This is a genomic window from Pseudomonas sp. RW10S2 (genome assembly GCF_014268985.1).
GTDB classification, from domain to species: Bacteria; Pseudomonadota; Gammaproteobacteria; order Pseudomonadales; family Pseudomonadaceae; genus Aquipseudomonas; species Aquipseudomonas wayambapalatensis.
Window position 1 is genome coordinate 12,468 of record NZ_JABWRO010000009.1, and the last position, 14,725, is coordinate 27,192.

The 14,725-nt window shown below is 63.8% G+C and carries 9 protein-coding genes; 3 read left to right on the forward strand and 6 right to left on the reverse strand.

What is annotated here, in order from left to right:
- The first annotated feature begins 113 nt into the window (after nt 1–113).
- Both HU729_RS03640 and HU729_RS03645 read left to right on the forward strand, forming a co-directional pair.
- Nucleotides 114–935, forward strand: a complete 822-nt coding sequence (locus HU729_RS03640) for a carbon-nitrogen hydrolase family protein (protein ID WP_186708436.1) — start codon at nt 114–116, stop codon at nt 933–935.
- A gap of 130 nt (nt 936–1,065) precedes the next feature.
- A complete protein-coding gene (locus HU729_RS03645) occupies nt 1,066–2,388 on the forward strand; it encodes an APC family permease (protein ID WP_186666946.1) in 1,323 nt (440 codons plus the stop codon).
- Between the two features lie 44 nt (nt 2,389–2,432).
- On the opposite strand, the gene HU729_RS03650 is transcribed toward HU729_RS03645, so the two are convergent.
- From HU729_RS03650 to HU729_RS03660, 3 genes are read right to left on the reverse strand one after another with little or no spacing between them, the layout of a single operon-like run.
- Entirely contained in the window at nt 2,433–4,655 is a 2,223-nt protein-coding gene (locus HU729_RS03650) for a GMC family oxidoreductase (RefSeq protein ID WP_186708438.1), read from the reverse strand.
- Nucleotides 4,652–5,149 (reverse strand): sorbitol dehydrogenase, encoded by a 498-nt coding sequence (locus HU729_RS03655; RefSeq protein WP_186666948.1) that lies wholly within the window; start codon nt 5,147–5,149, stop codon nt 4,652–4,654. Before HU729_RS03655 ends, HU729_RS03650 begins: the two co-directional genes overlap by 4 nt.
- Before the next feature lie 4 nt (nt 5,150–5,153).
- Nucleotides 5,154–6,506 (reverse strand): cytochrome C, encoded by a 1,353-nt coding sequence (locus HU729_RS03660; protein WP_186666949.1) that lies wholly within the window; start codon nt 6,504–6,506, stop codon nt 5,154–5,156.
- 473 nt (nt 6,507–6,979) lie between these two features.
- Between HU729_RS03660 and HU729_RS03665 the strand changes: the two genes are divergently transcribed.
- Nucleotides 6,980–10,261: a hypothetical protein gene (locus tag HU729_RS03665; RefSeq protein ID WP_238348297.1), complete on the forward strand. Its 3,282-nt coding sequence runs from the start codon at nt 6,980–6,982 to the stop codon at nt 10,259–10,261.
- 256 nt (nt 10,262–10,517) lie between these two features.
- Here HU729_RS03665 and mqo read toward each other — a convergent pair whose 3' ends face one another.
- The 3 genes from mqo to HU729_RS03680 all read right to left on the reverse strand — a co-directional run bounded on the left by mqo (nt 10,518) and on the right by HU729_RS03680 (nt 14,576).
- Nucleotides 10,518–12,161, reverse strand: a complete 1,644-nt coding sequence (gene mqo, locus HU729_RS03670) for a malate dehydrogenase (quinone) (RefSeq protein ID WP_186708442.1) — start codon at nt 12,159–12,161, stop codon at nt 10,518–10,520.
- 264 nt (nt 12,162–12,425) lie between these two features.
- Nucleotides 12,426–13,499, reverse strand: coding sequence for an AI-2E family transporter (locus HU729_RS03675; protein ID WP_186708443.1), 1,074 nt, complete (start codon nt 13,497–13,499; stop codon nt 12,426–12,428).
- 12 nt (nt 13,500–13,511) lie between these two features.
- A complete protein-coding gene (locus HU729_RS03680) occupies nt 13,512–14,576 on the reverse strand; it encodes a DUF2066 domain-containing protein (protein ID WP_186666952.1) in 1,065 nt (354 codons plus the stop codon).
- Between the last annotated feature and the right edge of the window lie 149 nt (nt 14,577–14,725).

Here is a 14,725-nt window from a genome sequence, read left to right on the forward strand (position 1 = left end):
TCGGGCAAGCCTTGCCTCGGTCCGATGCGCATTCTGACCGTTTTTCACCGGGCGGTCATGTCACCGCCATGGCTCGGGCATTTCAATAAAAGATTGGGTCTATGAGAACAGCAATGAAGGTCGAACTCGTGCAACTGGTGGGCCGCGACGGTGACACCGCCTACAACCTGAGCCGCACCCTGGAGGCGATCCACGCCTGCCCTGCCGGCACCGACCTGGTGGTCTTCCCTGAAACCCAGCTGATGGGGTTCCCCAGCGAGGACAACATCGCAACCCTCGCCGAGCCCCTCGACGGCCCCAGCGTGCGCGCCGTGCAACAGGCAGCGCGCGAACATGACGTCGGCGTGGTGGTCGGCATGGCCGAAGCGGGTGACGACGGCCGCTTCTACAACACCACCCTGCTGATCACCGCTGAAGGCATCGCCCTGAAGTACCGCAAGACCCACCTGTGGGCGTCGGACCGCGGCATCTTCACCCCGGGCGACCGCTACGCCACTGCGCTGTTCAAGGGGGTGCGGGTGGGCTTGCTGATCTGCTTCGACATCGAGTTCCCCGAAAGCGCCCGCGCCCTCGGCCAACTGGGCGTCGAGCTGATCCTGGTGACCAACGGCAACATGGACCCCTATGGGCCGACCCACCGTACCGCGATCAGTGGCCGCGCCATGGAAAACCAGGCGTTTGCAGTGATGGTCAACCGCGTCGGCGAGGGGGATGGCGCCCTGGTGTTCGCCGGCGGCAGCGCGGTGGTCGACCCATACGGGCAGTTGCTCTGCGAAGCCGGGCGCGAGGAGTGCCGCATCGGGCTGGAACTGGACCTGGCGCAACTGGATGTTGCCCGTCGCGACTACAGCTATCTGGCCGAGCGACGCTTCGTCCTGCCGGGCGAAGTGCGCGAGCACGATAACGGCCTGCGCGAGCTGGTGATCGGGGCCTGAACACCAGGTCCTGTGCCGGCAATCAGCTCCTGTTTCCACACAGGTATCGGCGCCAGCCTTGGGTCTGGTGCAAGACGATTGCTCGCACATTCGAACTCTGCATAACAAACATAATCTGGAGTAAGCAGTAATGGCCCGACTCAAGCGAACCCTTTCGCTCAGTGCGGTGGTGCTGTTCGGCATCGCCTACATGACCCCGATCATCGTCCTCGGGACCTTCGGCATCCTCGCCGACACCACCGGCGGCGTGGTGCCCTCGGCGTACCTCGCCGCCTCCGTCGCCATGCTGTTCACCGCCCTGAGCTACGGGCGCATGGCCGCCGCCTTCCCGGTGGCGGGCTCGGCCTACACCTATGTGCGCAAGTCGATCAGCCCGAAACTGGGTTTCCTGGCCGGCTGGGGTGTGCTGCTCGACTACCTGTTCCTGCCCATGGCCATCTGGCTGATCGGCGCGGCCTACCTGCACTCGGCCTTCCCCGCCGTGCCGCAAGCCGTCTGGGTGCTGGCGTTCATCGGCGTGACCACAGCGATCAACGTGGTCGGCCTGCGCCTGGCGAAGAACATCAACGGCGCGCTGATGCTGGTGCAGTTCCTCGTTCTGGCGGCCTTCGTGGTGCTGGCGATCCACTATGTGCTGGGGGACGCGAGCAAACCGCTGTGGTCGCTGGAGCCGTTCTTCAAGGAAGGCGTGCAGTTGCCGCTGATCATGAGCGGTGCAGCGATTGCCTGCTATTCGTTCCTGGGCTTCGATGCGGTGAGCACCCTGACCGAGGAAACCCACGAGCCGCGCAAGAACATCCCGCGGGCGATCCTGCTGATTACCCTGATCGGTGGATTCCTGTTCATCGCCGCCAGCTACTTCGTGCAGCTTGCCCACCCCTCCACCCAGTTCGAAAACGCCGACTCGGCGGCCTACGAGATCGCCCGCAACATCGGTGGCGACCTGTTCGTCAGCCTGTTCCTGGTCGGCCTGATCGTCGGCCAGTTCACCTCGGGGCTGTCCGCCCAAGCCAGCGCCTCGCGCTTGCTGTTCGCCATGGGGCGTGACGGTGTACTGCCCAAGGCATTCTTCGGGCGCCTGAGCGAGCGCTTCGGCACCCCGGTCGGCAGCATCGTGCTGTGCGGCGTGGTGGCGCTGCTGGCGTTGCACATGGATGTCACCACCTCCACCTCGTTCATCAACTTCGGCGCCTTCCTGGCCTTCAGCCTGGTCAACCTGTCAGTGGTGTTCCACTACTGGATCGGCCGTGGCGAACGCGGGCCACGCGCAGTGCTGCTGTTCCTGGTGTTCCCGCTGATCGGCCTGGCGGCGGACCTGTGGCTGATGGTGAGCCTGGATCACCTGGCGATCTACCTGGGCCTGGCCTGGCTGGCGGCGGGAATCCTGTACCTGGCAGTGCTGACGGGTGGGTTCAGCAAGCAGCCGCCGGAGATGCATTTCGAAGAAGCGTGATCGGAGGGCACTGGCCACGCCGGTGCCCTTCCTGCCATCGCGGACTACAAGGATCCGAAGCTAAGCTCGACGCTCAAGCTGCCCTGGTTGTCGCGCAGACCAACCCCGTAGCGCCCCTCCAGATCGTCATTGATGCACAACTGCAACTCGCCCTTCTGGCCACGCGGCAACTGCACCTTGTCCCCTATCAGGAACGGCGTGCCGTTACTGCCGATACGGCCGATCAGCGCACCTTCGTTCTGCCCGGGCAAGGTATAGCCAGGTTTGGCGATCAAACCCGCATGACCACTGGCGCCCACGAACCCGGTAGCCGGGTTGGCTGTCCACTGCCCGCCCTTGCACACCGCCAACTGCCAACTGTGACCATTGACCTGCACACCGGTCCCCTGCCAGGCCTGGTTGGCCTGTACCTGCACGGTGCGCGCAAGCAGGTCGCTGGCCACCACATCGGCAGCCTGGAAGGTCAGCGCAGTGATGGTCAGGGTGGGGTTGGCGGTACCGGTGGTGGGGAACACACCGTCGCCGACCAGGAACAGGTTCTTGTGGTCCCAACTGCGCTGCTGCTTGTCGACCACCGATTTGCCCGGGTCGCTACCCATGCGGTAGGTGCCCATCAGGTGCCCGGCGCCGTAGAACGCATAGCGTTCGTTGCCATGGTCGAACACCGTTTGCGGTCCAGGTTCCTTTTTGGGGTGGAAGTCGGTCAACTCGCTGGCGCCCATCAGCTCAGTGATGATGTGCGTCGCGGCCAAACGCGCCTGCCTGAACCCTTCCTTGGTGTAGTCGGAGAAATCATATTCGATCTCCGGTCTAGCCAGCCCGAGGCCATCGGTGAGGGTATCGCTGACCTTCACTCGACACTGCGCCTTGTCCGGGTCTTTTTCCAACTGCTCGACCAGAAAGCCCAGGCGGAACTGGCGAGTCAGCACGCTGTTGAGCTGCTGCACCAGTGCCTGGCCAGACAGTGCCGACTTCTTGGGGTTGGTCCCGCCCTCGTTGGTCCCGTCGATGTAGTCGCAAACGGCCTTGTACGGATCCTCCTGCGACCAGTTCCAGCCCTCGTTGCCGATCTCGATACGCCAGGCCGCATGTTTCCTGCGAAAGTCGCCGTCACGCATTTCCTCGATGCCTGAAGTCGACAGCGGGCCACGGAACGGGAACAGCGGTTTACCCTCGGGCATCAGGCCCCAGGCCAGGTACACCGGATGGTCCGACAAGCCACAGCCAAGCTGCTTGCTGCTGTTGGCAACCCCGTTAGGCCAATCCTTGCTCTTGGAGTTGAGCAGCAGTTTCGGCGTCTCGATGGCATGGGCGGCGATGACGTAACGCTGGCCCTGGGCCACGCCATCATTGCGTTTGCCATCGGCCTGGTACTGGATGAACTCGATGCCACTGACTTGCTTGTCGGTCACCAGCACCTTGCTGGCCACGGTCTGGTAGAGGATGCGCACGTTGCCGGTGTCCAGCGCCTTGGCCATGGTCACGGTGGCATCGTACTTGGCCTGGATCGGGCAGATCGGCGTACAGCTGGTATTACCGGCACAGACCCGCCGCCCGTTGTCGTTCTGCGAGTTGCGTCCGGCCGGGGTCGGGCGCACCTTCAGCGTGATGCCGTTATAGAGCTTGCCGTCGATTGCCTTGGCCACGCCCTGGTCGACCAGCGAAGGCGGGATGCCGTGCATGCGGTACTGGTAGCCCTCGGGGAAGGTCACGCCGAGATAGGACTGGGCCGCCACGTCGGCAGACACGCCCATCTCCTCCTCGGCGCGGCAGTACGCGGTCTGCAGGTCGGCATAGCTGATCGGCCAATCGACCCCGACGTTGTAGGCCGACTTCATGCGAAAGTCATTGGGCAACAGGCGCAGTGCGGTGCCCATCCAGTGCCACATGGTGCCGCCACCGACCCGCTCGTAGGTGCTGGCGAACAGCAGTGGCCCTTTCTGTACCAGATAGCTTTTCTCATCCTTGTGCGGGTCGTTGCTAGCGACCGTGATCACGTCCTTGATGGTCGCTCGGGGAGCGAACTGCTTGTCCGGGGTCTGCTCCATCTGCTCAGGCGGATAGGGCGATTCAGGCGATTTGAGCACCGCGGTGTAGAAACGCTCCAGATACTCGCTGCGGTTCGGCGGAATCGCCGGCCCCGACTCCAGCACCAGTACCTTGAGCCCGGCCAGGCCCAACTGGTAGGCCATCACGCTGCCGGCCATGCCGGCGCCCACGACGATCACATCGGCTTGCTCGATGTTCTTGGCTTGTACGAGGCTCATGGCTGCTGCCCTTCCTTGGCTTTGACACCGGTGAATTGCTCGAGGGTTGGTGGCTGCTCGGCCCAGTAGCCGAAGTGATACTGGCTATAGCCCATGGGATGGGCCTGGGCGATCTTCCACGCCCAGCTTTCCTTGTAGGCCTGGTCGGAAACCACGTGGATATCACCTTTGGTTTTCTGCGCGTCCTTCAGGTCGTAGGGCTGGTACCAACTGCCCAGCAGCCAGAGCTTCATGATCGAACGCGCGCCCTGGGCGATCGGTGAATCCTTGCGGTCCAGAATGGCGGCGGCGATCTCTTTCTCGGGCCGGCCCTTGAGGCTGACAAACAGCTCCAGCAGATTGCTGAAGGCTGCCGCGCCCATGCCGCTTTGCGCTGTGGCGAAAAACACCGGTGGCAGGTTGACCGGGTCGTCGGACGGGGCAAGGTGGTCGCTGGACAGGCCCGTCAGCAGCGCCGAAAGCTCAATGAAGTTCTGCAGGTTCTGGTCGTTCATGGCATCACTCCTTGGCGCCAGTGGATTGGGCACGTTCAAGCAGGAAGGTGAAGTCCGCGAAGCTGGTGCGCGGCGATTCAGTCACCCGGGTGGTCGCGTTGTTGTGGCACTCCATGCAGCTCGAAGACGCCTGCGGCACGGTGCCCTGGTTGTAGGTTTCCAGTGTGGCGTTGGCCAGGAAGCTTGGCGCCGGAGAGCCCAGGGGGTTGACCGGGTCCGGTACCTGGCACTTCGGATCCTTGGCGGGCTTGGTCGGCCATTGCGTACTGACCAGTTGGTAGTTGGCCCAGACCGTGCCGGCCAGCGCGCCTCGCCACTGCTGGTTGAGCGCCTGGGCGGCGGCAGTGATCGGAATCTCGCGCACGATCTGCGACGGCACGGCCTTCTTCGACGGATCCCACGGCAGCGCCGGCGGCTCGTTGATCGGCCGATCGGCCTTGGCGTCATAGAAAAGGTACGGCCCCTTGCGCTCACTCATCGGCGTAGTCTTTTCCGGCACGTTGCGCACGTGCTCGAACGTCGACCACACCCACTGCTGCGCGTCCTGGGTCTTGTGCACGATGTGCAGCCCGACCAGGCCGACCTTCTGCGCACTGCACGACTCGGGAATGAGCGCCCCTTTGTCCGGATCGTCATTGCCCGGGGTATAGACCAGGGCATCGACGGCATGGAACTCATCGGCCTTGTCGCTTGCATCAAGGACCTTCCAGGCCGACTTGACCATGATCGCGCCGACCCGCTTATCCTCGTTCGAACCGCAGGCAAAGGCGATGCGGTTGTCGCTCTTGCCGAGGAACGCCTGTTGCCCCTCCTTGCTGTAAAGGCCGTTGTTGACGATATCGTCGAACATCGGCTGGTTGACCATGATCGCGTTGCGCGTGTACTGCCCGCTCTGGTCGACCAGTGGGCCGGTCTTGAACGGCTGGATGAACTCATCGAGCACTCCGGCGACCTTGCCCATCTGCTGCAGCACAGGCAGGTTGCCCTTGCCCTCACAGGCCGCGGGAAGCGGGGCTTTCTCGTGCCAACCTACAGGTTTCTGCCCCTTGGGCAGGAAGATCTCGTAACTCTCCTTCCACGACTCCCACACCGTCGTTGTGTTCGGCTTGCCGATCGGCGCATCGGTGTCGGCACTGCCATCGGGCTTGGCCGGCCAGTTCAGGGCGACGAAGGTCTTCCACGACAACAGGTCGAAATCGTGCTGCAGGCTTTCAAGGGTAGGTGTGGGCGGTACCACGACGGTGACATCGAAGGGAATCTGCGGCGACAGCACGGGGCTGTCTGCCACCGCGGCCACGGCCAGTACGCTGGTGAAGCCTGCACCCAGGCAGGCCAGGTGTTTCGGTCGTTTTCTCATTATCGTCTCCTCAGCAGATAAAGCGTCGGGACGACACAAGATGCGGGCCCTTCATGGTCCCAGTATTCAGCGTTATCCCTGACGCTGATTTGCAGGCTAGCTGGCCATTTGCCACAGGAAAAATAATCGGATTAACGGTAGGGTTATTGCCCTGCCGTACCGATCAGGACACCTGTTTCACGGATGTAAAACGTTGTGAATTCCCGCGCACTGAAATCTTTACTTACATTCTGTTCTGCTACCGTCGAGCCGCCTCGAGGGTCGCCGAGCGTCCAGCAACGCTGACACGCCTTGCGCCCTTTCTGCCCCGACGAAAGGAGTTTCACGGCATGTCGACCAGCCCTCTCACCCGCAGCGCCGACACCAAACTGTCAGAGCCACGCGATCATAAGCCCGCCGCCACCTTCCGCGTGCTGCTCGCCAACAGCGAGCGCAACGCCGACAGCTACCGCAGTGCCAAGCCCGACGAGCAGATGCCCACGCTGGGCGAGCTGGCCGCGATCGAAGCGCCCGGTGCCCAGGGGGCCGACACCGTGCGCTACGTGACGGCCGCAGGCGACCATGTGCTGGTCAGCAAGGCCACCACCCCCAAGCTCTACCAACAGATCGTCGAGGCCCGCCCGGCACTGGAGGCCATCGCCAAGAGCAAGCAGGACGGCTACGAACTGCTCGGCAAGGACGCCCAGGCCCCCGCCACCCTTGGTGACTACAAGGCCATCGGTGCCGCTGACGAAGTCGGCCCCGGCCTGATCCGATACCAGACCGCCGACGGCAAGGCCTACATCGTCGCCGAGCAGGACAACCCCGAACTGTTCAAGCAGGTCTCGCAGGACTACCAGGCACTTTCGGGCATCAACCGCAGCATCGCCGATGGCTACCAATGGGCCGGGGCCGACCAGCAGGTGCCCGGCACGCTTGGCGACTTCCGCGCCGTGGGCCCCGCCGAGGAAGTCGGGCCGGGCGTGATCCGTTACGAGACCCAGGATGGCAGCAAGTACGTGGTGTCCGAACGCGACAATCCCGAGCTGTTCAAGGCCGCCAGCAGTGCCTACGACAGCCTCTCGGGCCTGCAGGGCAGCGAAGCCGACGGCTACCGGCGCGCCACCGACAATGAAGTCTGGCCGCCCTTCGACGGTACGGCCATCGGTGCCCGCGACGAGGTGGGCCCGGACCTTATCCGCTATGAACACAATGGCGAGAAAGTCGTGGTCGCCCGCGACGACAACCCCAAGCTGTTCGATTACCTGGCCGGCCTGCATGAGGTCTACAGCGACCCGGCCAAGGCTGCCGACATCCGCACTGCACTGGACAACGGCGCCGTGCTGGCCGATGCCAACACACAGGCGCCGGGCCTGAACGACTACAAGGGTTTCGGCTGGACCATCGGCCAGGAAGACAACGTCCTCACCTACGAAACCCACGACGGCACCAAGGTCGTGGTCTCGCGCGACATCGCGCCGGAGCTGTTCAAGCAGGTGGCGACCGCCAACGACACCTGGGGCAAGATCCACGACAGCGAGAAGGACGGCTACAAGCTGGCTGGCCCCAACGATTTTCTCAAGAACAAGGACATGTCTTTCGGCTCGCCGGACGAGCTGGGCGATGGCCTGATCCGCTTCGAGACCGACGAGGGCAAGTTCATCGTCTCCAAGGAGCTCAGCCCACAGCTGTACGACGAAGTGCTCGGCAAATGGGAAGGCTGGACCAAGGGCGAGGTCGATGAGACCCGCAGCAAGTACAACCTGCCGCCGCGCGAGGAGCTCGATGCGCTCAATCTCAAGACCGGGGTCAAGGCCGATGAGAAGGACGCCTCCTCGCCCGAACTGACCGTGGGCGAGTTGGCCACCAAGGAGCTGCTCGACAGCTACCGCAAAGGCTTGCAGGACGGCTCGATCGCCAAGGACGACCCGCGTGCCAAGCTGGTCCGCGCCCTCGAGGCGCAGGCCGCCTACCAGAACGGCCGCGGCATCACCGGCTACGAGGAAGAGCCCGGCGCCTTCGGCGGCACCTGGCGGGTGTTCGACAAGGAACAGACCGCGCTCACCTCCGCCGACATGCACGACATCATCGATGGCGGCAAGCTCAAGGAGCAGATCAGCACCCTGTTCGCCGACGAGACCATCCAGAAGGACTACAAATCGAAGATGGACGATGCGCTCAACCGCATCCCCAACAAGGACGAGGTCAAGCAGAAGCTGCTCGACCTGACCAACAACCCCGACTACATCGCCTACCTCAAGGACCTGCAGAAGCAGGGCAAGGACCACGAGGCCAAGGAAGACCTCAACAATACGCTCTCGGCCTTGTCGTTGTTCGATCCGGAGGCGGCCACCAAGGCGGCCCAGTCGATCCAGGCCGACGGACTGACCAGCGACCTCAATGACCTGGTCGGCGACCCGAGCAAGATTTCCGACGAGAACAAGGAGCTGGCCACCAAGGACCTGTTCGGCCTGCTCAAGAGTGTGCTCAAGGGCTCACTGCTGGACATGCCGCGCCGCACCCAGGAAGTCATCGAGAAGTTTCTCGAAGAGGGGCTGCAGGGCAAGCAGAAATCCTCGGTGGTCACCAAGGTGCTGGAAGATCTGTCGCAGATCGACATGGCCAAGGGCAGCATCAGCGAAGCCGACCTCAAGACCGTGCTGTCCAAGCCCTATGTACCGATTGCCGACCGTGGCACCCTCGGCGAGGTGTTCAGCGCCCTCAACAGCAAGGGCATCCTCGGCACGCTGGGTGCCGGGGTGAACCTGTTCTCGGGCATCTATCAACTGGTCGGCCAGGGCGGCAAGCTGGGCGAGACCTGGCAGCAGCGTCTGTCGATCGCCAAGGACTTCGTCAGTTTCGCCGGCGCCGGCAGCCACTTCGCCAAGGTCGGCGATGCCATCGGCGGGCTGGTCGGCAAGAGCGGGTTGGTCGACTTCCTCGGCCTGGACAAGACGCTGCCGGAGATCTGGGGCAAGGGCGGTATTCAGGAGCCGAAATTCGAGTTCAAGCTCAGCGAGCTGCCGGCGAGCACCAAGGCCAAGATCGCCGAAGCGCTCGATACCCTGCCCGGCAGCAAGCTCGGGGACTTTTCCGACGTGCTCGGTGACGGCGCGGGCAACGCCAACGCCGCCAAGAACGCCTATGGCGGCATCACCCAGCGCCTGGAGGACGCGGTGTCGGCCTCCGGCACGGTCAAGCTGCCACCGGGCAAGGCGGCGAAGATTGCGGGGTCGGTGATCAAGGTACTGGGCCCGGCCACAGACCTTGCCGGTGGTTTCGCCGACATCGTGCTGGGGGCCTTCACCATCAAGAACGCGATCAAGGATGGCGACCCGCTGGCCAAGGCCTCCGGTGGCCTGCAGATCGCCGGCGGTGCCTTCGGTGCCTCGGCCGGTGTCCTCGGCGCCGCCAGCCTGTTCGGTGCAGGCACGGCTGCAGCGCTGACCGGGCCGTTCTTCCTGGTGGGCGTAGTGCTGGGGGTGATTGGCGGGATCATCGGTTACTTCGTCGATCACAACAAACGGCAGAAGGCCAGTGAGAAGGAAAACGACTGGTATCGGGATTTGGCGGCGGATGGGTTGTTGCAGGGCGACTGGGCGGACAAGGTCGAGTATGCCCACTATTCGATCCACCATTATGGCGACCGCGAGGCGCCGGAGGATGACAGCCTGTTCCGCTTCCAGGAGGCCGAATGGAAGCATTTCGACGAGACGCCGCAGAAGAATGGCTCGTCGAGCAACCGCCTGGACGACAAGTTGCACGTGGATCATTGAGCCACTGATTGCAATCCATCCCTGTAGGAGCCCACAGGGGCCTGCGCTGCTTTTGTGGGAGCGGGCTTGCCCGCGAAAAGAACGCCGCGGTGAATGGCACCGGCTTCGCCGGTGTTCGCGGGCAAGTCGGGGCGCCGAACCGCCGCTCCTACAAGGGCTGTGGCTTGGGCACAAAAAAGCCACGAGCCCGCCTGCGGCGATCCTCGTGGCTTTTCAGGCAACGGCCTGTCAGACGACAGGCCATCCCCAGGGCAGCTTACAGCGCCATGTCGTTGGCAGCCTTGCTCTCGGCAGGTGCGGTCGACTCGACACCGGTGCTGTTCCCGACACTCTGGTCAATGACCGGCGGCTTCTCCAGTTGCAGCACTTCAGCGGTGTAGTTCCACTCTTTCTGCACAGCAGCAGCGGAATCGTTCAGCTTAGTACCGTAGCTCGGCACGATTTCACGGATGCGGGCCTGCCATTCAGGCGTGGCGACCTTCTCCTTGAACACGGTTTCCAGCACGTTGAGCATGATCGGCGCGGCAGTCGAGGCGCCTGGCGAAGCACCCAGCAGACCGGCGATGGTGCGGTCTTCGGACGCCACGACCTCGGTGCCCAGCTTCAGCACACCGCCCTTCTCTTCGTCACGCTTGATGATCTGCACGCGCTGACCGGCCTGCCACAGGCGCCAGTCTTCTTTCTTGGCGTTCGGGAAGTAAGTGCGCAGGGCTTCGAAGCGGTCGTCATCCGACAGCATCACCTGGCCGGCGAGGTACTCGACCAGCGGGTACTGCTCGATACCCACTTTGGTCATCGGCCAGACGTTGTGCAGGGTGGTGCTGCTCAGCAGGTCCAGGTACGAACCGTTCTTCAGGAACTTGGTCGAGAAGGTGGCGAATGGCCCGAACAGGATCACGCGCTTGCCGTCCAGCACGCGGGTGTCCAGGTGCGGAACCGACATGGGTGGCGCGCCGGTCGAGGCGATGCCGTAGGCCTTGGCCATGTGCTGCATGGCAACGGTCGGGTTCTCGGTCACCAGGAACGAGCCGCCAACCGGGAAGCCTGCGTATTCCTTGGCTTCAGGAATGCCCGACTTCTGCAGCAGCTTCAAGGCGCCGCCGCCGGCACCGATGAACAGGAACTTGGCGTCGGTGGCAGAGGTGCTGCCATCCTTCAGGTTCTTGTACTCGACGTGCCAGGAGCCGTCCTTGTTACGGGTGATGTCCTGCACTTCGCTGGACAGCTTCAGCTTGAAGTTGTCGCGGGTCTGCAGGTGGCCGACGAACTGGCGGGTGATCTCGCCGAAGTTGACGTCGGTGCCGATCGGCGTCCAGGTCACGGCCAGCTTCTGGTTCGGGTCACGCCCTTCCATCATCAGCGGGACCCACTTGGCGATCTGCGCGTGGTCTTCGGAGAACTGCATCGGGCGGAACAGCGGGCTCGCCTGCAGTGCTTCGTAACGCTTCTTCAGGAAGGCGATGTTGTCGTCGCCCCAGACGAAGCTCATGTGCGGGGTGGTGTTGATGAACGATTTCGGGTTCTTCAGCACGCCCTGGCGAACCTGCCAGGACCAGAACTGGCGCGACACCTGGAAGGCTTCGTTGATCTCGATCGCCTTGGAGATGTTGACCTTGCCGTCCTTGTCCATCGGGGTGTAGTTCAGCTCAGCCAGCGCGGAGTGGCCGGTACCGGCGTTGTTCCAGCCGTTGGAGCTTTCCTCGGCGACGCCATCCAGGCGCTCGACCATTTCCATCGACCAGCTCGGCTCCAGTTCGCTGAGCCATACGCCCAGGGTCGAACTCATGATGCCGCCGCCAATCAGGAGCACATCGACTTTCTTGGCTTCGTCGGCGTGCGCTTGCATGAAGCTCGCCGCGACAGCCAGACCCAGCAAGGTCTTGCCAGCTTTTTTGAACATTGATCACTTCCAGTCAGTAGAACGGAGGGGGGCCTGTGGCTGGCCCAGGTGTTTCTTGTTCTTCAGCGCAGGCTTTTTGTGATCATTGTTCAGCAGCCAGAGAACCCTTACAGGCTTCAGCCATTGGTCTGATTGACCGGGGTCGGCTGAAACGGTTGCGGATTGTAACCGAAACGCCAGCACAAACAAATTGGCGGCGGGAACGTCAACGTGGCGGGTTGCCTCAGGGCTTCGCCCGGCACCAGGGCCGGACGAACGGCAGGATTACAGGTCGGGATCGATATCCCCGGCGTACATGTCCGACTCTTTATACAGGTCGTGCACATGGCGCAGCAGCACCATGATCACCGCCGCCACCGGCAGCGCCAGCAAGACGCCGGTGAAGCCGAACAGCTCGCCACCGGCGAGAATGGCGAAGATCACCGCCACCGGGTGCAGGCCGATGCGATCGCCCACCAGCAGCGGCGTCAGCACCATGCCCTCGAGGGCCTGGCCGATCATGAACACCGCGACAATGCCCAGCATCGGGTACAGGTCGCCGCCGAACTGGAACAACCCGGCGATCAACGCTGCACCGATGCCGACAATGAAGCCCATGTACGGCACGATGGCCGCCAGCCCCGCCAGCAAACCGATCAACAGCCCCAGCTCGAGACCGACCAGCGACAGCCCGACCGCGTAGATCACGCCCAGCGCCAGCATCACCAGCAACTGGCCGCGCACGAACGCCCCCAGCACCTCATGGCATTCACCCGCCAGCCCTACCACCTGATCTTCACGCTGACGTGGCAGCAGGCTGCGCAGCTTGGCCATCATCAGGTCCCAGTCACGCAGCAGGTAGAAGCCCACCACAGGGATCAGCACCAGGTTGGCCAGCCAGGCGATCAGCGCCAGGCTCGAGGCCGTGGCCTGGGACAGGATGATGCCGACGATGTCGGTGGTCTGGCCCATGTGCGCGCCGATGGCAGCCTTGATCTTGTCGAACTTCCAGAAGCCATCGGCCAGGCCCAGGCGGCTCTGCACCCAGGGCAGGGCCACATGCTGCAGCCAGTCGAGCATCTGCGGCGCCAGTTCGTACAGGCGCAGCAACTGCTTGGCCAGCATCGGCACCAGCACCAGCAGCAAGGCGAGGAACACCAGGGTGAACAGGCTGAACACCACCACCACGCCCCAGGTGCGCGACAGGCCCAGGCGCTCCAGGCGATCGACCAAAGGGTCGGCCAGGTAGGCCAGCAGGATGCCAACCAGGAATGGCGAGAGAATGTTATGCAGCAGGTAGAGCAGAACGGCGATCAGCAAGGCGACGCCCAGCCACACCCAACGGCGTACATCAGTCATGTTCGCGGCTCCTTACCAGCGAAAACGCAGGCCATCGAACGGCTTGGGCGCAGCCGCCTGCGGCGCGACCGCCTGGCCAGGCGCTGCCTCTGCTACGGGAGCGGGAGCGGCGGCAGGCGCCTGTTCGACAGGCACCTCCTGCAGATGCGCCAGCCCCAGTTGCGCACGCAGTTGCTCGCGATTGCCGGTGACCGTATAGGTCAGCGTGTCGCCGTCGGCCAACTGCAGCCGCGGGCCATAGGGCTCAAGCACGCGCAGCAGTTCGGCGTAGCGCTGCAGGTTCATGCCCTGCACCTGGACCTGCAGGTCGCTGCTCGCCCCCGGACGGGTGACGTAACGGGGCGCCAGGCGTGCGCTGATCGCCAGCATCACCGCATCGGCCAGCGCAGCTTGGTCGGCGCCCTGCGCCGTGCCCTGCTCGCGCTGATCGCCCAGCCACAGTTGCCATTTGCCCTGCCACTTGCCGTCTGCCTCGTGGGCGTGCACAGCCAGCAGGGCATCGGCGCCATAACGCTCGGACGCCTCACGCAGCGGCGCCGGGTCGTTGCCTTCGAGCTGCTTGGCATTGGCCACCAGTTGTTCCTGCAGGTCGGCCAGCGGCAGGCGCAGCGGCAGACCACGGTGCTGGGCGGCACGACGCAGCGGCTCGGCACTGGTCTGACCATCGCCGACCAGGCTGCTGCCCTCGACACTGTCGTACAGCCACCAGCCAAGAATCGATGGCCGGTTGCTGCCCCACAGGGCCAGGCCGCCCTGGCGCAGGGCGCGCTCGGTGCTGCCGGGGTCGAACTCCACCACCACCGTCTCAGGTGGGCCGGCGTCGCTGCCCACCTGGTTGATGATCTGTTGCGGATCCTTGCGCAGGGCGACCACCGCCGGGTTCTGCGTCGCCTTGGCATCGCCGGTCAGACGCAGCACCAGGGTGTCGAGTGCCTTGGCGGTGGCCTGGGTCCGCGCCTCGCTGCCCTGCCCATCGACAGGTTCGCGGACCTGGTAAAGGCCCGATACGGTCTCGGCCTGTGCCGTTGCACCGATCAGCCCTACGCAAACCACTGCCAGGTAATTGAGAAAACGCATGGAGGATTCCTGTCCGGATGACTTTCAGGTCAGAAGCTACAAGCTGCACACCGTCAGCGGCAAGAAAAAGCGCGCGACACCGCAGCTTGTCTTCTCTTATAGCTTACCGCTCGCCACTTGCCGCTCAATGGAGGATGGCCGCTGCCGGG

Excerpts from the sequence above, each read along its gene's own strand:
- HU729_RS03640 (WP_186708436.1), top strand. The coding sequence starts at position 114 with ATGAAGGTCGAACTCGTGCAACTGGTGGGCCGCGACGGTGACACCGCC.
- HU729_RS03645 (WP_186666946.1), top strand. The coding sequence starts at position 1,066 with ATGGCCCGACTCAAGCGAACCCTTTCGCTCAGTGCGGTGGTGCTGTTC.
- HU729_RS03650 (WP_186708438.1), bottom strand. The coding sequence starts at position 4,655 with ATGAGCCTCGTACAAGCCAAGAACATCGAGCAAGCCGATGTGATCGTC.
- HU729_RS03655 (WP_186666948.1), bottom strand. The coding sequence starts at position 5,149 with ATGAACGACCAGAACCTGCAGAACTTCATTGAGCTTTCGGCGCTGCTG.
- HU729_RS03660 (WP_186666949.1), bottom strand. The coding sequence starts at position 6,506 with ATGAGAAAACGACCGAAACACCTGGCCTGCCTGGGTGCAGGCTTCACC.
- HU729_RS03665 (WP_238348297.1), top strand. The coding sequence starts at position 6,980 with ATGCCCACGCTGGGCGAGCTGGCCGCGATCGAAGCGCCCGGTGCCCAG.
- mqo (WP_186708442.1), bottom strand. The coding sequence starts at position 12,161 with ATGTTCAAAAAAGCTGGCAAGACCTTGCTGGGTCTGGCTGTCGCGGCG.
- HU729_RS03675 (WP_186708443.1), bottom strand. The coding sequence starts at position 13,499 with ATGACTGATGTACGCCGTTGGGTGTGGCTGGGCGTCGCCTTGCTGATC.
- HU729_RS03680 (WP_186666952.1), bottom strand. The coding sequence starts at position 14,576 with ATGCGTTTTCTCAATTACCTGGCAGTGGTTTGCGTAGGGCTGATCGGT.